Origin of the sequence: Burkholderia sp. KJ006 (genome assembly GCF_000262695.1) — a bacterium.
In the GTDB taxonomy this organism is placed as follows: domain Bacteria; phylum Pseudomonadota; class Gammaproteobacteria; order Burkholderiales; family Burkholderiaceae; genus Burkholderia; species Burkholderia vietnamiensis.
The window spans coordinates 1,660,956-1,682,444 of record NC_017920.1 but is presented as its reverse complement, the minus strand read 5'-3'; the positions used below and the strand labels follow the sequence as shown (position 1 = coordinate 1,682,444).

Sequence of the window (21,489 nt, the reverse complement as noted above, 5' to 3'; positions counted from 1 at the left end):
CGTGCGTGCGCCGACGCTTAGTCGGCGAGCCGTTTGTCGGCGAGTGCCTTGCAGCAGTCTTCGTACACCCGCTGCACGAGTTTCGCGCGGTAGTCGAGATCATCGGTATCGACGATCTCCTCGACGGCGTCGCGCGCCCAGGATGCGTCGACGAAGCTCGCGTGCCGTTTCGCGATGTCCTGCGCGAGCGCGGCCAGCTTCGCGAGCGCGAGCCAGTCGGACTGCCGGCGATGGCGGTCGAGCCAGCGGTGCGCGGCCTGAACCTGGAACGCCGCGTCCGGCCAGCATTCATTCAGATAAAACGCGCCGAGATTGCCGCAGGTGAGCCAGCACAGCAGCTCGAGGCGGTCTTGCGAGCCGAGGGTACGGGATGCGTCGGTCATGGCAGCGCTCACGAAAGGCATCGATTCCGGGTGGCGCGGCGTGCAGCGGCCGGCGCCGATACTAAAAACATAGCACGATGCGCGCCACCTGGCGCACCGGCGTCGCGGGCTCGGCTCAGAGGGTCGAACGCGGGGCCGGCGGCGCGCGCACCGCAGCCCCACCGCGCGCCCGCAGCGGGTCGGCCGCGTCGGCTTCCCACGCGTCGCCGCACCCGTCGCACCGTCGTTAGAATGGCCGTTTTCCGGGAGACAGGAAGCGATGAAAATCTACGATCAGTTCTACATCGACGGCGCATGGTGCAAACCGGCCGGAGCCGGCACCATCGACGTGATCGATTCCGCCACCGAGGCGGTGCTCGGCCGGATTCCCGAAGGTGCGGCGACGGACGCACGGCACGCGGTCCGCGCGGCGCGCGCCGCCTTCGACGCGTGGGCCGCGACGCCGCCCGCGACGCGCGCCGGCTACCTGCGCAGGATCGTCGAGCGCTTGCAGACCCGCAGCGAGGAGCTCGCCCAATCGATCACCGGCGAGGTCGGGATGCCGATCAAGCTGTCGCGCGCGATCCAGGTCGGCGCGCCGGTCTACAACTGGAAGGCATACGCCAAACTCGCCGAGTCGTTCGAATTCGAGGCGAAGGTCGGCAATTCGCTGGTGGTGCGCGAGCCCGTGGGCGTCGTCGCGGCCATCACGCCGTGGAACTATCCGCTCAACCAGATCACGCTGAAAGTCGCGCCGGCGCTCGCGGCCGGCTGCACGGTCGTCCTGAAGCCGTCCGAGGTCGCGCCGCTCAATGCGTTCATGCTCGCCGAGGCGATCCACGAAGCCGGGTTGCCGGCCGGGGTGTTCAACCTCGTGTGCGGATACGGCCCGGTGGTCGGCGAGGTGCTGGCCACCGATCCCGAGGTCGACATGGTGTCGTTTACCGGTTCGACGCGCGCCGGCAAGCGCGTGGCCGAATTGGCGGCGGCGACCGTCAAGCGCGTCGCGCTGGAGCTCGGCGGCAAGTCGGCAGCGGTGATCCTCGACGATGCCGATTTCCCGGCGGCGGTGAAGGGCACGGTCAACGCGTGCTTCCTCAATGCAGGCCAGACCTGTTCCGCGCACACGCGCATGCTGGTGCCGCACGCGCGCTACGACGACGCGCGCGCACTCGCGAAGGCGGCCGCCGAAGCCTATGTCGCGGGCGACCCGCGCCAGGAGACGACGCGCCTCGGCGCGCTCGCGTCGGCCGTGCAGCAGCAGCGCGTGCAGGCCTACATCCAGCGCGGCATCGACGACGGCGCCGAACTCGTGACGGGCGGCACGGGCCTGCCCGACGGGCTGACGAAGGGCTTCTTCGTGAAGCCCACGGTGTTCGGCCGCGTCGACCCGACGTCGGCGATCGCGCAGGAGGAAATCTTCGGGCCGGTGCTGTCGATCATCACGTATCGCGACGAAGACGAAGCGGTGCGCATCGCGAACGACACGCCGTACGGGCTGGGCGGCGCGGTATGGGCGGGCAGCGACGAGCGGGCGCTGCGCGTCGCGCGCCGGCTCCGCACCGGGCAGGTCGACATCAACGGCGGCAGCTGGAACAGCGCCGCGCCGTTCGGCGGCTACAAGCAGTCGGGCTACGGCCGCGAGAACGGCGTGTACGGGCTCGAGGAGTACCTGGAATACAAGTCGATGCAGCTCAGGCCGGCGAATCCGTCCTGACGCGTTTCACGCCGCATCGCTCGCCACGGCACGCTCGCGTGCCGTTTTTTTGTTGACGGCCATCAAGATGCACACCGGTGGATCGTCGATCATCGCTGTTCCGATGTTTCGACGAGGCTCCAGATGACCGTACCCACTCCCTTCCCGCCGCTCACGATTCGCGGGCGCACGCTACTGCCGGTGGTGCAGGGCGGCATGGGCGTAGGCGTGTCCGCGCACCGCCTTGCGGGCACCGTCGCGCGCGAGGGCGCGCTCGGCACGATCGCGAGCATCGACCTGCGTCATCACCACGCGGATCTGCTCGCGCGCTGTCGCGCGCATCCCGACCGGGCGACGCTCGAGGCCGCGAACCTCGAGGCGCTCGCGCGCGAGGTTCGCCTCGCGAAGACTTACAGCGAAGGGCGCGGGATGATCGCCGTCAACGTGATGAAGGCGGTGAGCGCCCATGCGGACTACGTGCGCGTCGCGTGCGACGCGGGCGCGGACGCGATCGTGATGGGCGCGGGCCTGCCGCTCGATCTGCCCGATCTCACCCAGGGCCACGACATCGCGCTGATTCCGATTCTGTCGGACAGCCGCGGAATCGCGCTGGTGCTGAAGAAATGGATGAAGAAGGGCCGGCTGCCCGACGCGATCGTGATCGAGCATCCGGCCTATGCGGGCGGCCACCTCGGCGTCACGCAGATCGACGACATGCACGACGCCCGATTCGATTTTGCGCGCGTGCTCGACGAGACGGCGCAGGTGATGGCCACGCTAGGACTCGAGCGGGACACGATCCCGCTGATCGTTGCGGGCGGGATCGGCAGCCACGACGCGGTGCGCGCGGCGCTCGCGGCCGGCGCGAACGGCGTGCAGATCGGGACGCCGTTCGCGGTGACGGAAGAAGGCGATGCGCATCCGAACTTCAAGCGCGTGCTGGCCGATGCGGTGCCCGACGACATCGTCGAATTCGTCAGCGTGACGGGGCTGCCGGCGCGCGCGGTCCGAACTCCCTGGCTCGATCGATACCTGCGTAACGAGGCGCGCATCCGCAGCAAGCTCGGTGCGTTCAAGCAACGCTGTCCGACCGCGCTCGAATGCCTGAGCGTATGCGGGTTGCGCGACGGCATCGAGAAGTTCGGGCACTTCTGCATCGACACGCGGCTCGCGGCCGCGTTGCGCGGCGACGTTGCGAACGGGCTGTTCTTCCGCGGGCGCGAAGCGCTGCCGTTCGGCACGGCGATCCGCAGCGTGCGCGATCTGCTCGAGCTGTTGCTGACGGGCCGTGTCGCAGAGCCTGCGGCAAACCGCCCCATGTTTACGCTCGCTTGATCGATATCAAGATGAAAAAAAGACCCTATTGGGAGAATGGTATCCATTCTTTGGGGGTCCGTACCATGCATAAAGCGATTCAAACATTTGTCACCACCACCGCCGTCGCGGCCAGCCTTATCGCGATGCCTTCGCTGTCCCACGCGGCTTCCGCGGGCGACGGTATCAATCAGGGTGACGTCCTGGTGCGGTTGCGCGCGATCAGCATTCAGCCGAACGAGCGCGGCAGCGACACGCTGGGCGCGATCAACACCGGCGTGAACAACGCGATCGTGCCTGAACTCGACTTCACGTACATGATCCGCGACTACCTGGGGGTCGAGCTGATCCTCGGCACGTCGCGCCATCAGGTCACGTCGAGCCTGGGCAATCTCGGCGGCGTGGGCGTGCTGCCGCCGACGCTGCTGCTGCAATACCACTTCAATCACGCCGGCAAGGTGCGTCCGTATGTCGGTGCGGGTCTGAACTACACGTACTTCTACAACAACGGTCTGAATGTCGGCGGTCAGGGCGTGTCGATCAACAAGAGCAGCTTCGGTCCGGCGCTGCAGTTCGGCGTCGACGTGCAACTCACCAAGAAGGTGTTCATGAACGTCGACTTGAAGAAGATCTGGATGAGCACCGACGCGACGCTCGGCGACAAGGGCATCGGCACGCTGCACATCGATCCGCTGATCGTCGGTATCGGCGTCGGGATGAAGTTCTAAGCGAGCAGAGCAACAAACTGAGTTGGGGTTGGCGGCATGGCAGTCGGCATGCCGCTCTTTTTTTATGCAGCGCCGTTGCGGGCAGAGCCGGGGGCACGCAGCGCGCGGCGGCAAGCGGGACGCGTACGTCGCGCTGCCGGAACACGCCGGCGTCGCGATTAACCGGCAGCGGCGTTGCCGTTCACGGGCCGCGCGAGCGGTACGTATCGACGCGCGTCGTCTTACAGCTTGTCGTACTGGAAGCGCATCGCGGTGCCGTCGCGCGTGATGCGTTCCCACACGGCGCGCTTTTCTTCGTCGCTGAGGAACACCCAGTTCGATACCTCGGCGGCCGTACGGCCGCACCCCTTGCACACTTCGTCGAACAGGGTCGAGCACACGCCGATGCAGGGGCTGTCGGGCAGGTCGTGGAGATTGGAGGCCATCTGAAGGGTTCGCGCGGTGGAGTCGACGGGGCGTCATTTTAATGCATCGGCATGGCTCGACCCGGGCGAGCCGCCATCCGGGCGCACGGCGCGTCGCCCGACCGCGCGTGCGGCTGACCGGGCGCCGATCCACATCGGCCGTCCAGCACGGCACGGCATGCGGCGACGTCACCCACTGAGCGCCTACGCGCTCGCGACCCGATCGCAACCTTGGCGTGCCCTGCGCGCCCGCAAGCACGACTCGCACGCCGATTCACCGCCGCCTTGTTTTCCCCATGGACAGACGCCGATTACCCGATAGAATTCCCCGGGATGCGTTGCTGCGCGCGCCGCCTGAGCGGCCGGTGGCGGCAATGTGTTCCGTTTGCGCGACACGGGCATGATTTTTTTGTGACCGGGCGCGAATGATGATAGCGTTCGGGGTTTTCGGGGGGCGGCGCGCCCAACTGCGCCGCCATGATGAGGCAGACGGCAGCCGGACAAACGGTCCGGTCGGAGGGAGAGCGGGATGAAAGCAAAAGTAGTGGGCCGGTTCGCAGCGCTCGCGCTGTGCGTGGGTGCATCGGCGGCGGCGGCGAAGGATACGCAGCTCAATGTCTATAACTGGTCGGACTACATTGCGAAGGACACGATCCCGAACTTCGAGAAGCAGACGGGCGTCAAGGTCCGCTACGACAACTACGACAGCGACGACACGCTGCAGGCGAAGCTGCTCACCGGCAGCTCGGGCTACGACATCGTCGTGCCGACCAGCAACTACGCGGGCAAGCAGATCGCGGCCGGCATCTTCGCGCCGCTCGACAAGTCGAAGCTCCCCAACCTCAAGTACCTCGATCCGCAGCTGATGGCGCTGGTCGCCGGCGCCGATCCGGGCAACAAGTATTCGGTGCCGTGGGCATACGGCACGACCGGTCTCGCGTACAACCTGACGAAGGCGCAGCAGGCGCTCGGCAAGGTGCCGCTCGACAACTGGGACATTCTGTTCAAGCCGGAAAACATCTCGAAGCTGAAGACCTGCGGCGTGTCGGTGCTCGACGCGCCGGACCAGATGTTCGCGGCGGCGCTGCACTACATCGGCAAGGATCCGATGAGCACGAACCCGGCCGACTACAAGGCCGCGATGGACGTGCTGAAGAAGATCCGTCCGTACATCACGCAGTTCAACTCGTCGGGCTACATCAACGACCTGGTCGGCGGCGACATCTGCTTCGCGTTCGGCTGGTCGGGCGACGTCGTGATCGCGAAGCATCGCGCGGTCGAAGCGAAGAAGCCGTACAAGGTCGAGTACTACATCCCGAAGGGCGGCGCGCCCGTGTGGTTCGACGTGATGGCAATCCCGAAGGACGCGAAGAACAAGGACGCCGCGCTGCAATGGATCAACTACATCGAGGATCCGAAGGTGCACGCGGCGATCACCAACGCCGTGTACTACCCGAGCGCGAACGCCGAAGCGCGCAAGTACGTGCGCCCGGACGTCGCGAACGACCCGGCCGTCTATCCGCCGGCCGACGTCGTGAAGACGCTGTTCCTGCTCAAGCCGCTGCCGCCTGAAATCCAGCGTCTGCAGACCCGTCTGTGGACCGAGCTGAAATCGGGCCGCTGACGCGCGCCGCGGTGAGCCAGCAGTCATGAAGCCCCTGGTGTCCCCGGGGGCTTTGTTCGTCAAACGCAGGAGAGAAGCAGCACATCATGAATAGCCAGTCGGGCGCGCCGGTCGCGGGTGCGCCGTCCTTCGTTCCTTCTTCCGGCGCCGCGTCGCGCGCGGAGAACTTTGTCCAGATCGTCGACGTCGTCAAGAAGTTCGGCGAAACCGAAGTGGTCCGCAATGTGAACCTCACGGTGCGCCAGGGCGAGCTGTTCGCGCTGCTGGGCAGCTCGGGTTCCGGCAAGTCGACGCTGCTGCGGATGCTCGCCGGCCTCGAGACGGTCACGTCGGGCAAGATCCTGATCGACGGCGAAGACCTCGCGCAAATGCCGCCGTACAAGCGGCCCGTGAACATGATGTTCCAGTCGTATGCGCTGTTCCCGCACATGTCGGTCGAGGCGAATGTCGCGTACGGCCTGAAGCAGGAAGGCACGCCGAAGGCCGAGCTGAAGGAGCGCGTGGCCGCCGCGCTCGAGCTCGTGCAGATGAGCAAGTACGCGAAGCGCAAGCCGCATCAGTTGTCGGGCGGCCAGCAGCAGCGCGTCGCGCTCGCACGCTCGCTGGTCAAGCGTCCGAAGGTGCTGCTGCTCGACGAGCCGATGTCGGCGCTCGACAAGCAGATCCGCCAGCGTACGCAGATCGAGCTCGTCAACATCCTGCAGAAGGTCGGCGTCACCTGCATCATGGTCACGCACGACCAGGAAGAGGCGATGACGATGGCCAACCGGCTCGCGGTGATGAGCGAAGGGCAGATCGTGCAGATCGGCTCGCCGAGCGAGGTCTACGAATATCCGAACAGCCGCTTCTCGGCCGAGTTCATCGGCTCGACGAACCTGTTCGAGGGCATCACCGTCGAGGACGAACCCGACTACGTGTACATCGAATCGCCCGAGCTGCCGAGCCGGCTGTACGTGAGCCACGGCATCACCGGCCCGCTCGGGATGCCGGTCACGGTGTCGGTGCGCCCCGAGCGCATCGCGCTGACCCGCAAGCCGCCCGAAGGCGCGTTCAACTGGGCGCACGGCCGGATCGCCAACGTCGCGTACATGGGCGGCTATTCGCTGTATCACGTGAAGCTCGACGCGGGCAAGACGGTGATCGCGAACGTGTCGAGCCTCGCGATCAGCGAGCTCGAAACGCCCGCGCTCGGCGACGAGATCTACGTGCGCTGGAGCGCGACCGCCGGCGTGGTGCTGACGTCATGAACGCGCTCAAGTCGATGTTCTCGTGGCCCGTGCGGCGCTTCAACCTGACGGGCGCCACGGCGGTCGTCGCGGGGCCGTACACGTGGCTCGTGCTGTTCTTCCTCGTGCCGTTCGTGCTGGTCGTGAAGATCAGCTTCGCGGAGCTGCAGCTCGGCATCCCGCCGTACACGGAGCTCGCGTCGTATACGGACGGCGTGTTGCACATCGCGCTGAACCTGTCGCACTACGCGTTCCTGCTCACCGACAGCCTGTACTTCGCGACCTACGTGAACTCGGTCGTGGTGGCCGCGATCACGACGCTGCTGTGCCTGCTGATCGGCTATCCGATGGCGTACTACATCGCCCGCTCGAACCCGGCCACGCGCAACCTGCTGATGATGGGCGTGATGCTGCCGTTCTGGACGTCGTTCCTGATCCGCGTGTACGCGTGGATCGGGATCCTCAAGAACAACGGCTTGCTGAACAACTTCCTGATGTGGGTCGGCCTGACGCACACGCCGATCGAGCTGTACCGCACCAACTACGCGGTCTATATCGGCATGGTGTATTCGTATCTGCCGTTCCTCGTGATGCCGCTGTACGCGCACCTCGTGAAGATGGACCTGCGTCTGCTCGAGGCGGCGTACGACCTCGGCGCGCGGCCGTGGAAGGCGTTCGTGCAGATCACGCTGCCGCTGTCGAAGAACGGGATCATCGCGGGCTGCCTGCTGGTGTTCATCCCGGCGGTCGGCGAGTACGTGATTCCGGAGCTGCTCGGCGGCGCGAACACGCTGATGATCGGCCGCGTGATGTGGAATGAGTTCTTCAACAACGCAGACTGGCCGATGGCGTCGGCCGTGACCTGCGCGATGGTGCTGCTGCTGCTCGTGCCGATGGCGATGTTCCAGCACTTCCAGGCGAAGGAGCAGGAGGGCCGCCGTCGATGAAGCCGAATCGTTTCCTGCAGTTCGCGGCGCTGTTCGCCGGCTTCGCGTTCCTCTACATCCCGATCGTCAGCCTGATCGTCTACTCGTTCAACGAGTCGAAGCTCGTCACCGTGTGGTCGGGCTTCTCGTTGCGCTGGTACGCGGCGCTCGTGCAGGACGACGAGCTGCTCGCGGCCGCGTGGCTGTCGCTGAAGATCGGCGTGCTGACCGCGTTCGCGTCGGTGTTCATCGGCACCTGGGCCGGCTTCGTGCTCGCGCGGATGGGGCGCTTCCGCGGCTTCGCGCTGTTCAGCGGGATGATCAACGCGCCGCTCGTGATCCCCGAGGTGATCCAGGGCATCTCGCTGCTGCTGCTGTTCATCGAGCTCGCGAAGTGGATCGGCTGGCCGGCCGAGCGTGGCGTGTTCACGATCTGGCTCGGCCACGTGATGCTGTGCATCTCGTACGTCGCGATCATCGTGCAGTCGCGCGTGCGCGAGCTGAACCCGTCGCTCGAGGAAGCCGCGCTCGATCTGGGCGCGACGCCGCTGAAGGTGTTCTTCACGATCACGCTGCCGCTGATTTCGCAGGCGCTGGTGGCCGGCTGGCTGCTGTCGTTCACGCTGTCGATCGACGACCTCGTGCTGTCGGCGTTCCTGTCGGGCCCCGGCTCGACGACGCTGCCGCTCGTCGTGTTCTCGCGCGTGCGCCTCGGCCTGAATCCGGAGATGAACGCGCTCGCGACGCTGTTCATCGTCGCGGTGACGGCCGGCGTCGTGATCGCGAACGTCGTGATGCTGCGCCAGCAACGCAAGCGGATGGCGGGCTTCGCGGCCTGAGCGCCGCTTGAGTGGCGCTCGAGTGTCACCTGAGCGCCGCCTGACGCGCCGGTTGCCGCGCAACCGGCAACAACAAAACGCCCGGCACCGACGATGAGTCGGACCGGGCGTTTTTGTCGCCAGCGCAGGCTGCGCGCGGCTTATGCGCTGAACGCGGCCTTCGCGAGCAGGCCGAGCGCCACGCACACGAGCACGATCGCGAAGCCGGCCTGCACGTGGCGCGCGGACAGGTGCCGCGACGCGGCGCGCCCGACTACCATGCCGAGCGCCGTCGCGACGGTGAACCACAGCATCATGTCGAGCGGCGCGCGCGTGCCCGCCACGAAGGTCGCGAGCACGCCGCCGGTGCCGACCAGCGCGATCACCATCAGCGACGTCGCGACCACGCCGTGCATCGACACGTTCGTGAACTTGCGCAGCATCGGCACGATCACGAAGCCGCCGCCGACGCCGAGCAGCCCCGTCATCAGTCCCGTCACCGCGCCGGTGGACGCGAGCGCGAACCCGACCGGCCACGACCACACGAGGCGGCCGGTGTCGGGATTCACGCGGCCGACGCACAGGCGCGACTCGTCGTGCTCGCCGGCGCCTTGGCGCAGTGCCTGCCGCAGCAGACGGGCCGCGACGATCAGCATCGTCAGCGCGAACAGCGCGAGCAGCACGCGTTGCGGCAGCACGTGCGCGAGCCGCACGCCGAGCGTGGTGAGCGGCACGCCCGCGAGCGCCATCAACAGCGCCGCGCGGTAGCGCACGAGCCCGCGGCGAAACCCTTCGAGCGCGCCGAGCGCGGCGCTGCCGGCCACCGCGACGAGCGCGACCGGCGTGGCCTGCTGCATCGGCCAGCCCATTCCGACGACGAGCGCCGGGACCGCGAGAATGCCGCCGCCCGCGCCGGTGAGGCCGAGCACGGCGCCGACGAAGCCGCCGAGTACCAGAGAAATCAGCATGGTGTCATCGGCTTCCGGTCAACGTGCGATCGCGGGCTTCGCGAGCCATTCGCGGCCCTTGAGCATCCCCTTCCAGTACAGCGGCGGCAGCAGGCGCTCCTTGAGCAGCCACGCGAGCCGCGACGGACGCCGGCCGTCGATCAGCCACGCGGGGAAGGTCGGCGCGACCTTGCCGCCGTACAGGAATTCGGCGAGCACGATCTTGCCGCGCTCGACCGTGAGCGGGCACGAGCCGTAGCCGTCGTACGCGGCGTCGCCCTGCACGCGGCCGAGCGCCGCCAGCACGTTGTGCGCGACCACGGGCGCCTGCTTGCGCGCGGCCGCAGCGGTTTTCGCGTTGGTGGTGTTGGCGACGTCGCCGAGCGCGAAGATGTCCGGGAAGCGCTTGTGCCGCAGCGTCGTCGGGTCGACGTCGATCCAGCCGGCAGCATCGGCGAGCGGGCTCGCGCGCACGAAGTCGGGCGCCTTCTGCGGCGGCACGACGTGGATCATGTCGAAGTTGCGCTGGACGGTCTCCGTGCTGCCGTCGGGCAGCGTGCGCCGGAACGTCGCGCGCCGCGCCGGCCCGTCGATCGCGATCAGGTTGTGGCCGAACGACAGCGCGATGTCGTAGCGCTCGACGTATTCCATCAGCGCGGGCACGTAGTCGGCGACGCCGAACAGCACGGCGCCCGCATTCAGGAATTCGACGTTCGCCGCGCCCAGGCGGCCGTTGCGCCGCCAGTGATCGCACGACATGTACATCGCCTTCTGCGGCGCGCCCGCGCACTTGATCGGCATCGGCGGCTGCGTGAACAGCGCATTGCCGCCGCGGAACGCCTGCACCAGCTGCCACGTGTACGGCGCGAGATCGTAGCGATAGTTGGACGTGACGCCGTTGTGGCCGAGCGTGTCGGCGAGGCCCTCGATCGCGTCCCAGTCGAGCTTCAGGCCCGGGCACACGATCAGCTTGCGATAGCCGATGCGGCGGCAGCCGTCGAGCACGACCGCGTGCGCGTCGGGCTCGAAGCCGGCGACGGCCGCCTGGATGCGCTTCACGCTGCGCGGCAGCACGTCGACGATGCGGCGCGCGGTCGTCTCGGGCCGGAACACGCCCGCGCCGACCATCGTCCAGCCCGGCTGGTAGTAATGAATCTCGGCCGGGTCGATCACCGCGATGTCGAGCGAGCCGTCGCGCGCGAGCAGGCTCGATGCGACCGCGACGCCGGCCGCGCCCGCGCCGACGATCACGATGTCGTGCTGCGCGTCGACGGCCGGTGCGCTCTGCGCCGCGCCGCGCGCGAGCCGCGAGGCGACGGCAGCGAGATCGTAGCCGGCCTTGGCGGCCGTCGCGACGATCTCGTCGATCGGACGCGAGCCGGCCTGCGACAGCGCCCACAGTGTCGCCGAGCGCATGCCGCTGCGGCAGTACGCGTGCACCGGGCCGGCGAGCGACGCGACCAGCACGCCGAACTGCGCGGCCTGCTCGTCGGTGACCTTGCCCGTGTCGACCGGCAGGTAGTGCACGGCGATGCCGAGCGGCGCGGCGGCGGCGCGGATCTCGGCGACGGTCGGCTGGTCCGAGCCTTCGCCGTCCGGCCGGTTGCAGACGATCGCGCGGACACCTGCCGCTTGCAGCGCGGGGAGGTCGGTCGCGGCGATCTGGGGGGAGACCGATAGCGTGTCGGTCAGCTTGCGGATGTTCATGTCGGGGGTTCTCCGGTCGGGCGGCGGCTCGGCTTCAGATCGTCAGATCGCGTTCAGCGGGATCTTCAGGTAGCGCACGCCATTGTTTTCGGGTTCGGGCAGGTGGCCGGCGCGCATGTTGACCTGCACCGACGGCAGCATCAGCACCGGCATGTCGAGCGTCGCGTCGCGCGCGGTGCGCATGGCGACGAAATCGTCCTCGCTCACGCCGTCCTTCACGTGGACGTTCGCCTGACGCTGCTCGGCCACCGTCGTCACGAACTGCACGTCGCGGCCGCCGGGCTGGTAGTCGTGGCACAGGTACAGGCGCGTATCGGCCGGCAGCGCCAGCACGCGCGCGATCGAGCGGTACAGCGTGCGCGCGTCGCCGCCGGGGAAGTCGCAGCGCGCGGTGCCGTAGTCGGGCATGAACAGCGTGTCGCCGACGAAGGCCGCGCGCTGGGTCGCGTCGTCGACGCAGTAGGTCATGCACGCCGGCGTATGGCCCGGTGTGTGCATCGCGCGGATCGTCAGCGCGCCGAGCGCGAGCGTGTCGCCGTCGTCGAGCAGGCGGTCGAACTGGCTGCCGTCGTGCGCGAAGCCGGGGCCGGCATTGAACAGCGTGCCGAACACGTCCTGCACGCGGCGCACGTGCGAGCCGATCGCGATCTGGCCGCCGACGTGCGCCTTCAGGTACGGCGCGGCCGACAGGTGGTCGGCGTGCACGTGCGTCTCGAGCAGCCAGTGCACGGTCGCGCCGAGTTCGGCGACGCGCGCGATCAGCCGATCGGCGCTGTCCGTGCGCGTGCGGCCGGATTTCGGATCGTAGTCGAGCACGCTGTCGATCAACGCGCAGGCGCGGCTGCCGGTATCGAGCAACAGGTAGCTGACGGTATGGGTCGCCGGGTCGAAGAAGCCTTCGACCGACAATTGGGGGGCATGGCTCACGTTATGTCCTCGCTGGGGTTCTGCATCTGCAATTGCGTATCCCATGTTCAAGAAGCGTGCCAATCGACGTGGTAATCGGGGTCAATGTGACAAGTGCTTGATTGGGATCGGGTTTCAGGTGGGGCGGCGGTGCGTCATGCGGCGTCGCGCGCGGCTGCGGGCCGATCGGCACTGCCATGTGCGGCAGTGTCGTGGCAGAATTGGCAGTCGGCCTGGCAGTCCGTCGGGCGACCGTGACCGAGCTTCCCCATGAATCAACACGACATCATTCCGATCGTTCCCGCCCAGCCGCGGGACGTGACGCCCGACGTGCGCGCGCTGATCGCGTATCTGGAGCAGGACCCGCAGCCGATGATCGTCGTCGATCCCGACTACCGGATCCTCGCGGCGAACGGCGCGTACCGGCGGCAATTCGGCGTGGCCGGCGTCGAGCACGTGGGGCGCCATTGCTTCGAGGTGTCGCATCACTACGCCGTGCCGTGCGACCAGGCGGGCGAGCACTGCCCGATGAAGCAGGCGATCGAATCGCGCAGCCTGAATCGCGTGCTGCACATCCACCATACGCCGCGCGGCCCCGAGCACGTCGACGTCGAGTTGCGGCCGATCTTCGATGCGCGCGGCGACGTGACCGCGTTCGTCGAGCGGCTGACCACGGTGCGCAGCGCGTCCGCGCAGCCGAGCGCGGAAGGGCTGGTCGGCGGCGCCGACGCGTTCAATGCGGCACTGGGCGCGCTGCAGCGCGTCGCGCCGTCGATGCTGCCGGTGCTGCTGCTCGGCGAGTCGGGCACCGGCAAGGAGCTGTTCGCGCGCGCGCTGCACGAGGCGAGCGAACGCGCGATGGGCCCGTTCGTGGTGGTCGACTGTTCGGGGATCGCCGAGACGCTGTTCGAGAGCGAGCTGTTCGGCTACGAGAAGGGCGCGTTTACCGGCGCCAATCAGCGCAAGCCCGGGCTGGTCGAGACCGCACAGGGCGGCACGCTGTTCCTCGACGAAATCGGCGACGTGCCACTGCCGATGCAGGTGAAGCTGCTGCGGCTGATCGAGTCGGGGACGTTTCGCCGGGTCGGCGGCGTCGAGGCGCTGCGCGCCGATTTCCGGCTGGTCGCCGCGACCCACAAGCCGCTGCGCGAGATGATCGACGACGGCCGGTTCCGTCAGGACCTGTACTACCGCATCAGCGCATTCCCGATCCAGCTGCCGGCGCTGCGCGAGCGCCGCGGCGACGTCGCGCTGCTCGCCGAATCGATCCTGCGGCGCATCGCCAATGCGCGCGCCGGCAGCGGCGACGCAGGCGCGCGGCCGTTCGTGCTCACCGACGCGGCGCGCGCGTGCCTCGACGCCTATGCCTGGCCCGGCAACATCCGCGAGCTGCGCAACGTGCTCGAACGCGCGTGCCTGTTCGCCGACGACGGCGTGATCCGCGTCGAGCATCTGCCTGCCGAACTCGTCGCGGCGTCGGCATTGCCGCACGACGCGCAGCGTGCGGCCAACCCGCCGAGCGACGCGGAACTGCTGCGGATCGCGAGCGGCTTCGTCGGGACGCGCAAGGCGCTGGCCGAGCGCACGGGGCTCAGCGAGCGCACGCTGTACCGGCGGCTGAAGGCGCTGGGGCTCGGCGCGCGCGGCGACGATTGACGGTGCCGCGTCGCGCGGCCGTCGCGTTGCCGCCGCCGTCGTTCAATGCCGGGCCGTCTGCAACTGCGCCATCGCGTCCCGCATGAAGCCGAGCAGCGTCTCGTCGGTCCACGCGTTCTTCAGCAGCGCGGGCTCGGTCGCCATCGCGTGGCGGAACTTCGCGTGCGTGGCCGGATCGGTGCCCGCGTAGCTGCAGAACAGCTCGAGCCAGCGTCGCGCGAGCGCGCGGCCTTCCGGCGAAGCGGGTGTCCTGCCGGCGTCGATCGCATCGCGCACGTCGGCGATCAGCTGCGGCCATTCCATCGCGCGCTCGCCATAGTGCGCGCGCATGAAGCGGATCTCGTCCGGCGCGAGGTACTTCTCGAACACGCGCATCTTGGTTTCGGCCATCGCCTTCAGCACGTAGTCGCGCAGCGCGGTCGAGATACCGATCTTCGACTGCATCGACGGCTCGCGCTCGTGCATCAGGTTCAGCTTCGCGAGCAGGCGCGGATCGTTGTTCGTGTCGCGCACCAGCAGCGTCATCCAGCGCTCGGCGAGCGCGCGCGCCCGTTCGTCCTCGGGCGGCACGCCCGCGTCGTGCAGCGCACGCACGTCGGCGACGAGCGCGACCCATTCCGCGTCGCCCGTCTGGCTCTTGCGGTACATCGGCATGCGCGCGAGTTCTTCCTCGGAAAAGTATTTGTCGTACACGGTCATCAACTCCAGTGTGGTGAGCCAATCGGCCAGCTCCGGCTCCGTGCCCGCGGCAAGTTGCGCGTGCAACTGCACGAGCCGCTCGCGCAGCTGCGCCGCCTGCGCGAGCTGGCGCTCGAGCGACGCGATCTGCTTCGCAACGAGCTCGACGAGCGGCGTGCCGGGCTGGTTCAGGTAGTCGCCGATCTCGGCAAGCGACAGCCCGAAGCGGCGCAGTGCCTGGATCTGGTGGAGCCGGGCGATGTCGTCGCGGTCGTACAGCCGGTAGCCGTTGTCGGCGCGCGCCGAAGGAGCCAGCAGGCCGATCGCGTGATAGTGATGAAGCGTGCGGACGGTCAGCCCGCTGCGTTTCGCCAGTTCTCCCACTTTCAGCCGCATGATGTCCTCCGTTCGGTACGCACACTGGAGTCTCGAACGTTACGCTACGTGAGGGTCAAGCGGAAGATTGCGGCGCGGCGCGCGCGGTGATTCGCGCGCGCCGGGTGCGTGCCGCGCCGGCGGCGTCAGTTCTGCCGGGGCGCGGTGTCGGGCGGAGTGTCGGGCGCGGCGGCGCCCGCGCCGTTGCCGGTGTCGCTGGGCGCGGCGCGGCCGGCGTTCGCGGCCGTGTCCGTTCGCGCGGCGCCGTCGGCCGGCGGCGTACCCATCGCCTGATAGAGACGCGCGGTATCCGCGAAGCGCGCGCCGGTGGCGCGGATCTCGTCGAGCCGCGCGTTGCGGTACTGCAGCTCGCTCGCGCGCGCGGCCGACGGCGGCAACGCGCCGAGCCGCACGCGGGCGGCCGCGTCGTCATACGCGCCTTGCGCGGACAGCGCCGCGTGCGATGACGCCTGCAGCGCCTGCGCATCGTGCTCGAGCGCGGCGAGCGAATCGGCGACGTTCTGGAACGCGGCCAGCACGGTCTGCCGGTACTGATCGACGGCCGCCTCGTAGCTGGCCTTCGCCGCCCGGCGCTGCGCGAGCAGCGCGCCGCCGTGGAACAGCGGCTGGCTCAGCGATGCGCCGACGTTCCAGATCGCGCCGCCGCCCGACAGCATCGCCGGCCAGCTGAAGCCGCCCTGGCCGATCGCCGCCGACAGCGACAGCTGCGGGAACAGCTGCGCGGTCGCGACGCCGACTTCGGCCGCGGCGGCCCGCAGCCCGGCTTCGGCGGCCTGGATGTCGGGCCGGCTGTGCAGCAGGCCCGACGGCACGACCACCGGCACCTCGTCGGGCAGATGCAGATCGGCGAGCGTCAGGTCGGCCGGCGGCCGGTCGGGCGTGCGGCCGATCAGCACCGCGAGCGCATGGCGCGCCGTGTCGCGTTGCTGGCGCAGGGCCGGCAGGCTCGCGGCGAAGGTGTCCGCGCTTTGCTGCGCGTTCAGCGCATCGCTGCGCGACGCCGAGCCGAGCGCGTAACGACGTTGCGCGTCGTGCGCCTGATCGTTGGCGAGCGCGACGAGCCGTTCGGTGGTCGCGATCTGCGCGTTGAGCACCGACACCGTGATCGACGCGGTGACGATGTTCGCGGCGAGCGCGCGGCGCGCCGACTCGAGCTGGAACGCGCTGACGTCCACGCGCTTGGCGAGCGCGCGGTTCGCGAAGCGCGCCGCGCCGAACAGGTCGAGCGTATAGCTCGCCTGCAGCTGGCCGACGAAGGTGTCGTACAGCAGCGTGGGCGCGCCGAGCGCGGGGATCGGCACGCCGAGCGCGCGCTGCCGCACGGCCTGGCCGCCCGCATCGATCGACGGCAGCATCGAGCTGCCGATCTGCGCGCGCAATTGCTCGCGCGCGGCATCGAGCGAATGCGCGGCCGCGCTCAGCGTGGGGCTGTTGCGCAGCCCTTCGTCGACGAGCGCGTTCAGCGCAGCGCAGCGGTATTGCGTCCACCAGTCGGGCACGGGCTGCGCGCCGACGTCGAAGCGTTGCGCGACGCCCTGCGCGGCGACCGTCTGCTGCACTTGCGGTGCGGCGCCGTAATGCGCGGGCGACGGCATCGCGGGCGGCTCGCCGCTCGGCGCGAACCAGGCGCAGCCGGCGAGCGGGCCGGCGAGGGCCGCGGCCGACAGCGCGCGGGCGAGGGTCGTTTTCATATCCATCGACGGTTTCATGATCAGGCTCCCGACGGTGCGGCTGCGGCGCCGCCGTCGTGCGGCGGCCCGTCGCGCGGGTCGCGTTCGTCGCGCTTGACGCGGAACCACGTGGCATACAGCGCGGGCAGGTAGAACAGCGTCAGCACGGTCGCGCTCGTGATGCCGCCCATCAGCGCGGTCGCCATCGGCCCGAAGAAGTTCGAGCGCAGCAGCGGAATCAGCGCGAGCACGGCGGCGGCGGCCGTCAGCGTGATCGGGCGGAAGCGCCGCACCGTCGCGCCGACGATCGCGTCGAAGCGTCCGTGGCCGGCGGCGATGTCCTGCTCGATCTGGTCGACCAGGATCACCGAGTTGCGCATGATGATCCCGAACATCGCGATCACGCCGAGCATCGCGACGAAGCCGAACGGCTGGCCGAACAGCAGCAGCGTGCCGACCACGCCGATCAAGCCCAGTGGCGCGGTGAGCACGACCATCAGCACGCGCGAGAAGCTCTGCAGCTGGATCATCAGTAGCGTGAACACGGCGATCGCCATCAACGGCATCTGCGCGTTGATCGAGCTCTGCGCCTTCGCGCTTTCCTCGACCGAGCCGCCGATGTTGATCTGATAGCCGACCGGCAATTGCGCGCGCAGCGCGTCGAGCTTGCCGTCGATCGCATGCGTGACGTCGATGCCCTGGGCGCCGGCCTGCACGTCGGACTGCACGGTGATGGTCGGCTGGCGGTCGCGCTCCCATACCACGCCGTATTCGAGCGTCGGCGTGAAGCGGCCGAGCGAGCCGAGCGGCACCGGGCCGTTCGGGGTCGGCAGCGCGAGGCCCGCGAGCTTCGCCGGATCGACGCGATCGGCGCGCGGCGCGCGCAGGTCGACCGCGATCAGCTTGTCGCGCTCGCGGTACTGCGTGACGGTCGTGCCGGACAGCGTCATCGCGAGGAAGCTCGACACGTCCTGCGACGTCACGTTCAGCTCGCGCGCCTTCTTCTGGTCGAGCTCGAAGCGCACCGAGCGCTCGGCCGGCTCGTCCCAGTCGAACTGCACGTGCACCGTGCGCGCGTCGCCGCGCATCGTCGCCGCGACCTTCTCGGCGATCGCGCGCACCGTCGCGATGTCGCTGCCGCTCACGCGGAACTGCACCGGGTAGCCGACCGGCGGCCCGTTCTCGAGGCGCGACAGACGCCAGCGCACGCTCGGGAACTGGTCGCGCAGCGTCGTCTCGAGCCAGTTCGCGAGCTTCTCGCGCGCCTCGACCGATTTCGCGGTGACGACGAACTGCGCGAAGTTCGGCAACTGCAACTGCTGGTCGAGCGGCAGGTAGAAGCGCGGCGCGCCGCTGCCGACGAAGTTCACCGCATGGTCGATCTCGGGCCGCTTGTCGAGCACCTTCTCGAGGCGCTGCGTCTCGCGCAGCGTCGCCGCGAACGACGCGCCTTCGGGCAGCCGCAGATCGATCAGCAGCTCGGGGCGATCGGAGCTCGGGAAGAACTGCTGCGGCACCAGCGTGAAGCCCATCAGCGCGACGACGAACAGCACGCCGGTGATCAGCAGCACGACGAAGCGCCGCTCGATGCACCAGTCGATCCAGCCGCGCAGCCGCGCGTAGAAGCGCGTGTCGTAGATGTCGTGCTCGTGATCGTCAGGCAGATGCGCTTCGTGCGCGTGCTTCTTGCGCTCGGGCAGCAGGTGATAGCCGAGCAGCGGAATCAGCACGACGGCCGCGAACCACGACGCGATCAGCGCGATCGCCGACACCTCGAAGATCGAGCGCGTGTACTCGCCGGTGCTCGACTTCGCGAGCGCGATCGGCAGGAAGCCCGACACCGTGACGAGCGTGCCCGTCAGCATCGGAAACGCGGTGCTGGTGTACGCGAACGCGGCGGCGCGCGCGCGGCTGTAGCCCTGTTCGAGCTTCACCGCCATCATCTCGACCGCGATGATCGCGTCGTCGACCAGCAGCCCGAGCGCGAGCACGAGCGTGCCGAGCGACACCTTGTGCAGGCCGATGTCGAACAGGTACATGAACAGCGCGGTCACCGCGAGCACGACCGGGATCGAGATCACGACGACCATCCCGGTGCGCAGCCCGAGCGACACGAGGCTCACGACCAGCACGATCGCCACGGCTTCGGCGACGGCCTCGAGAAAGTCGTCGACCGAATGCGAGACCGCCTGCGGCATGCTCGACACCTCGGTGAGCTTCAGCCCCGCGGGCAGTTGCGCCTGCAACTGTTTAGATTCCGCGTCGAGCGCGCGGCCGAGCCGGATCACGTCGCCGCCCGGCTGCATCGTCACGCCGATGCCGAGCACCGCGCGGCCGTTCGCGCGCATCTGCGTGACCTGCGGATCGTCGTAGCCGCGCGTGACGGTCGCGAGATCGCCGAGGCGGAACGTGCGGCCGTTGATGCGCACCAGCGTGTCGGCGATCGCGGCGACGTTGTCGAACTGGCCGCTCGGACGCACGAACACGCGATCGTCGGCGGTCGTCAGCACGCCGCTCGACGAGATGTCGTTCTGCGCGTTGAGCGCCTGCCCGAGCTGCTGCGGCGAGATGCCCAGGCGCGTGAGCTGCGCGTTGTTCACCTCGATGAAGATGCGCTGGTCCGGGTCGCCGAAGTAGTCGACCTTGCCGACGCCCGGCACGCGCAGCAGCACGGTGCGCAGCTGGTCCGCATAGTCGTGCAGCTGCGCGGGCGTGAAGCCGTCGCCTTCGAGCGTCCAGATGTTGGTGTAGACGTCGCCGAACTCGTCGTTGAAGAACGGCCCCTGCACGCCGGGCGGCAGCGTATAGCCGATGTCGCCGATCTTCTTGCGGATCTGGTACCAGGTCTCGGGCACGTCCTTCACGGGCGCCGAGTCCTTCATCGTGAAGAACAGCAGCGATTCGCCGGGGCGCGAGTAGCTGCGCAGGAAGTCGATGGCCGGCGTTTCCTGCAGCTTGCGGCCGATCCGGTCGGTCACCTGTTCCTGCACCTGCCGCGCGCTCGCGCCGGGCCAGAACGTGCGGATCACCATCACGCGGAACGTGAACGGCGGGTCTTCCGATTGCGCGAGCCGCGTGTAGGCGAGGATGCCCGCGAGCGTCGCGAGCGCGATCAGGTAGACCACCAGCGCCTGATGGCGCAGCGCCCATGCCGACAGGTTGAAGCGGCCTTCTTCGCGAGGGCCGCTCATGATGCGAAGTCCTCCGCGTGCAGCGGCGCGACCGGCCGCACCTTCTCGCCGGCGCTGACCGTATGCACGCCTTGCACGACGACGCGCTCGCCCGGCTGCAGCCCGCGCGACACGGTGACGGTGCGCTCGCCGAAGCGCGCGACGTCGACGTGGCGCAGCTCGAGCGTGTCGTTGCCGCTGCGCACGACCCACACGGCCGGCCGCGGGCCGTCATGGAACAGCGCGGTCGCGGGCAGCGTGACGGTCGGCGCGCCCGAGGCAGCCGGCGCGCCGTCGAACGCGACGTTCGCGGTCATGCCGAGGCGCACGGCCGGATCGGGCGACGCGAGCGTGAGCTTCACGCGGTAGGTGCGGCTTTGCGGATCGGCGGCCGGCGCGATCTCGCGCACCTTCGCGGTGAAGCTGCGGCCGGGCAGCGACGGCAGCGTGACGCTCGCCGCATGGCCCGGTGCGAGCGAGGCGAGCGCGGTTTCGGGCACGTCGCTGACGACGTCGACGTCGCCCGACCATGCGAGCTGGTAGACGGCCTGGCCGGCCGACACGTTCTGGCCGGTGTCGGCCTGCTCGGCGGTGATGGTGCCCGCGTGATCGGCGGCGAGCGTCGCATAGCGCAGCTGGTTCTTCGCGAGGGCGAGCTGCTGCTGCGCCTGATCGCGCTGCGCGAGCGCCGACGCATAGCTGTTCTCGGTCTGCTCGAGCTGCGCGGTCGCGATCAGGTTCTCGCGCGCCTGCGCGCGATCGCGGTCGAGCTGCTGCTTCGCGAACGCGTACGTGTGCGACGTCGCATCGAGCTGCGCCTGCGCGCTGGCGACGTTCTTCTCGACGTCGGACGGATCGAGCAGCGCGACGATCTGGCCGGCCTTCACCATATCGCCGAGCCGCACCTTGCGCTCGATGATCTTGCCGGCGATGCGGAACGACAGCGGCGTCGCATAGCGCGGCTGGATTTCGCCGGGCAGCGTGGCGGCGACGGCCGCGCCGTCGGCGTGCGCGGTCAGCGTGACGACCGGGCGCGGCGCGGGCGCGGCGGCTTCCTTTGGATGACAGGCGGCGAGGACGAGCGCGGCGCCGACGAGCAGCGCGGCGCGGGAACCGGAGCGAATCACGAAACCCCCAGAGCAGGTGACAGCGGAACGAGGCCGGCAAGCGCGGCGCGCTTGCCCCGAGTGGCGCCGGCATAGGCGCGCACGGACAACGGCGAACGAGGTCGTTCGGAGACTGTCGCGGATTCTAATACACA

The 21,489-nt window shown here is 68.9% G+C and carries 17 protein-coding genes; 8 read left to right on the top strand and 9 right to left on the bottom strand.

Features of this window, described 5'->3' with window-relative positions:
- Positions 1–17 precede the first annotated feature (17 nt).
- Positions 18–383, bottom strand: coding sequence for a hypothetical protein (locus MYA_RS07560; protein ID WP_011884929.1), 366 nt, complete (start codon positions 381–383; stop codon positions 18–20).
- A gap of 259 nt (positions 384–642) precedes the next feature.
- On the opposite strand from MYA_RS07560, the gene MYA_RS07555 reads away from it, so the two are divergent.
- The 3 genes from MYA_RS07555 (at position 643) to MYA_RS07545 (ending at position 4,100) form a co-directional block, all read left to right on the top strand.
- On the top strand, positions 643–2,079 hold the full coding sequence (locus tag MYA_RS07555) for an aldehyde dehydrogenase family protein (protein ID WP_014723079.1): 1,437 nt from the start codon (positions 643–645) through the stop codon (positions 2,077–2,079).
- 123 nt (positions 2,080–2,202) lie between these two features.
- Positions 2,203–3,393, top strand: a complete 1,191-nt coding sequence (locus MYA_RS07550; protein WP_011884927.1) for an NAD(P)H-dependent flavin oxidoreductase — start codon at positions 2,203–2,205, stop codon at positions 3,391–3,393.
- Between the two features lie 65 nt (positions 3,394–3,458).
- Positions 3,459–4,100 (top strand): OmpW/AlkL family protein, encoded by a 642-nt coding sequence (locus MYA_RS07545; RefSeq protein ID WP_011884926.1) that lies wholly within the window; start codon positions 3,459–3,461, stop codon positions 4,098–4,100.
- Positions 4,101–4,321: 221 nt separating this feature from the next.
- Here MYA_RS07545 and MYA_RS07540 read toward each other — a convergent pair whose 3' ends face one another.
- Positions 4,322–4,525, bottom strand: a complete 204-nt coding sequence (locus MYA_RS07540; RefSeq protein ID WP_011884925.1) for a DUF1289 domain-containing protein — start codon at positions 4,523–4,525, stop codon at positions 4,322–4,324.
- Between the two features lie 508 nt (positions 4,526–5,033).
- Here MYA_RS07540 and MYA_RS07535 point away from each other — a divergent pair.
- The 4 genes from MYA_RS07535 (at position 5,034) to MYA_RS07520 (ending at position 9,119) form a co-directional block, all read left to right on the top strand.
- Entirely contained in the window at positions 5,034–6,128 is a 1,095-nt protein-coding gene (locus tag MYA_RS07535; protein ID WP_011884924.1) for a polyamine ABC transporter substrate-binding protein, read from the top strand.
- 86 nt (positions 6,129–6,214) lie between these two features.
- Positions 6,215–7,375, top strand: coding sequence for an ABC transporter ATP-binding protein (locus tag MYA_RS07530; RefSeq protein WP_011884923.1), 1,161 nt, complete (start codon positions 6,215–6,217; stop codon positions 7,373–7,375).
- Positions 7,372–8,301 carry an ABC transporter permease subunit gene (locus MYA_RS07525; RefSeq protein ID WP_041493835.1) on the top strand — a complete coding sequence of 310 codons (930 nt, stop codon included), beginning with the start codon at positions 7,372–7,374 and terminating at the stop codon, positions 8,299–8,301. The genes MYA_RS07530 and MYA_RS07525 overlap by 4 nt, the downstream gene beginning before the upstream one ends.
- Positions 8,298–9,119, top strand: coding sequence for an ABC transporter permease subunit (locus MYA_RS07520; RefSeq protein WP_011884921.1), 822 nt, complete (start codon positions 8,298–8,300; stop codon positions 9,117–9,119). The genes MYA_RS07525 and MYA_RS07520 overlap by 4 nt, the downstream gene beginning before the upstream one ends.
- Before the next feature lie 140 nt (positions 9,120–9,259).
- Here MYA_RS07520 and MYA_RS07515 read toward each other — a convergent pair whose 3' ends face one another.
- Genes MYA_RS07515 through MYA_RS07505 form a run of 3 tightly spaced genes read right to left on the bottom strand, consistent with a single transcriptional unit; the run spans position 9,260 to position 12,679 of the window.
- Positions 9,260–10,066, bottom strand: coding sequence for a sulfite exporter TauE/SafE family protein (locus MYA_RS07515; RefSeq protein ID WP_011884920.1), 807 nt, complete (start codon positions 10,064–10,066; stop codon positions 9,260–9,262).
- A gap of 18 nt (positions 10,067–10,084) precedes the next feature.
- A complete protein-coding gene (locus MYA_RS07510; protein ID WP_014723076.1) occupies positions 10,085–11,752 on the bottom strand; it encodes a bifunctional protein tyrosine phosphatase family protein/NAD(P)/FAD-dependent oxidoreductase in 1,668 nt (555 codons plus the stop codon).
- A gap of 42 nt (positions 11,753–11,794) precedes the next feature.
- The gene (locus MYA_RS07505; protein ID WP_034193156.1) at positions 11,795–12,679 is read right to left on the bottom strand and encodes an MBL fold metallo-hydrolase; all 885 of its coding nucleotides are present in this window, start codon (positions 12,677–12,679) and stop codon (positions 11,795–11,797) included.
- A gap of 249 nt (positions 12,680–12,928) precedes the next feature.
- Here MYA_RS07505 and MYA_RS07500 point away from each other — a divergent pair, with 249 nt between their 5' ends.
- Complete coding sequence (locus MYA_RS07500; protein WP_011884917.1) at positions 12,929–14,314, top strand: sigma-54 interaction domain-containing protein; 1,386 nt, start codon at positions 12,929–12,931, stop codon at positions 14,312–14,314.
- A 42-nt stretch (positions 14,315–14,356) separates the two neighbouring features.
- On the opposite strand, the gene MYA_RS07495 is transcribed toward MYA_RS07500, so the two are convergent.
- The 4 genes from MYA_RS07495 to MYA_RS07480 all read right to left on the bottom strand — a co-directional run bounded on the left by MYA_RS07495 (position 14,357) and on the right by MYA_RS07480 (position 21,355).
- A complete protein-coding gene (locus MYA_RS07495; RefSeq protein WP_014723074.1) occupies positions 14,357–15,388 on the bottom strand; it encodes a MerR family transcriptional regulator in 1,032 nt (343 codons plus the stop codon).
- Between the two features lie 125 nt (positions 15,389–15,513).
- Positions 15,514–17,097, bottom strand: coding sequence for an efflux transporter outer membrane subunit (locus MYA_RS07490; RefSeq protein ID WP_011884915.1), 1,584 nt, complete (start codon positions 17,095–17,097; stop codon positions 15,514–15,516).
- Between the two features lie 2 nt (positions 17,098–17,099).
- Entirely contained in the window at positions 17,100–20,249 is a 3,150-nt protein-coding gene (locus MYA_RS07485; RefSeq protein ID WP_011884914.1) for an efflux RND transporter permease subunit, read from the bottom strand.
- A complete protein-coding gene (locus tag MYA_RS07480; RefSeq protein ID WP_014723073.1) occupies positions 20,246–21,355 on the bottom strand; it encodes an efflux RND transporter periplasmic adaptor subunit in 1,110 nt (369 codons plus the stop codon). Before MYA_RS07480 ends, MYA_RS07485 begins: the two co-directional genes overlap by 4 nt.
- Positions 21,356–21,489 lie beyond the last annotated feature (134 nt).

What these genes read in the sequence shown, in the direction of transcription:
- MYA_RS07555 (WP_014723079.1), top strand. Translation starts at nt 643, where the DNA reads ATGAAAATCTACGATCAGTTCTACATCGACGGCGCATGGTGCAAACCG.
- MYA_RS07525 (WP_041493835.1), top strand. Translation starts at nt 7,372, where the DNA reads ATGAACGCGCTCAAGTCGATGTTCTCGTGGCCCGTGCGGCGCTTCAAC.
- MYA_RS07500 (WP_011884917.1), top strand. Translation starts at nt 12,929, where the DNA reads ATGAATCAACACGACATCATTCCGATCGTTCCCGCCCAGCCGCGGGAC.
- MYA_RS07545 (WP_011884926.1), top strand. Translation starts at nt 3,459, where the DNA reads ATGCATAAAGCGATTCAAACATTTGTCACCACCACCGCCGTCGCGGCC.
- MYA_RS07540 (WP_011884925.1), bottom strand. Translation starts at nt 4,525, where the DNA reads ATGGCCTCCAATCTCCACGACCTGCCCGACAGCCCCTGCATCGGCGTG.
- MYA_RS07530 (WP_011884923.1), top strand. Translation starts at nt 6,215, where the DNA reads ATGAATAGCCAGTCGGGCGCGCCGGTCGCGGGTGCGCCGTCCTTCGTT.
- MYA_RS07535 (WP_011884924.1), top strand. Translation starts at nt 5,034, where the DNA reads ATGAAAGCAAAAGTAGTGGGCCGGTTCGCAGCGCTCGCGCTGTGCGTG.
- MYA_RS07490 (WP_011884915.1), bottom strand. Translation starts at nt 17,097, where the DNA reads ATGAAACCGTCGATGGATATGAAAACGACCCTCGCCCGCGCGCTGTCG.
- MYA_RS07515 (WP_011884920.1), bottom strand. Translation starts at nt 10,066, where the DNA reads ATGCTGATTTCTCTGGTACTCGGCGGCTTCGTCGGCGCCGTGCTCGGC.
- MYA_RS07550 (WP_011884927.1), top strand. Translation starts at nt 2,203, where the DNA reads ATGACCGTACCCACTCCCTTCCCGCCGCTCACGATTCGCGGGCGCACG.
- MYA_RS07495 (WP_014723074.1), bottom strand. Translation starts at nt 15,388, where the DNA reads ATGCGGCTGAAAGTGGGAGAACTGGCGAAACGCAGCGGGCTGACCGTC.
- MYA_RS07510 (WP_014723076.1), bottom strand. Translation starts at nt 11,752, where the DNA reads ATGAACATCCGCAAGCTGACCGACACGCTATCGGTCTCCCCCCAGATC.
- MYA_RS07560 (WP_011884929.1), bottom strand. Translation starts at nt 383, where the DNA reads ATGACCGACGCATCCCGTACCCTCGGCTCGCAAGACCGCCTCGAGCTG.
- MYA_RS07485 (WP_011884914.1), bottom strand. Translation starts at nt 20,249, where the DNA reads ATGAGCGGCCCTCGCGAAGAAGGCCGCTTCAACCTGTCGGCATGGGCG.
- MYA_RS07520 (WP_011884921.1), top strand. Translation starts at nt 8,298, where the DNA reads ATGAAGCCGAATCGTTTCCTGCAGTTCGCGGCGCTGTTCGCCGGCTTC.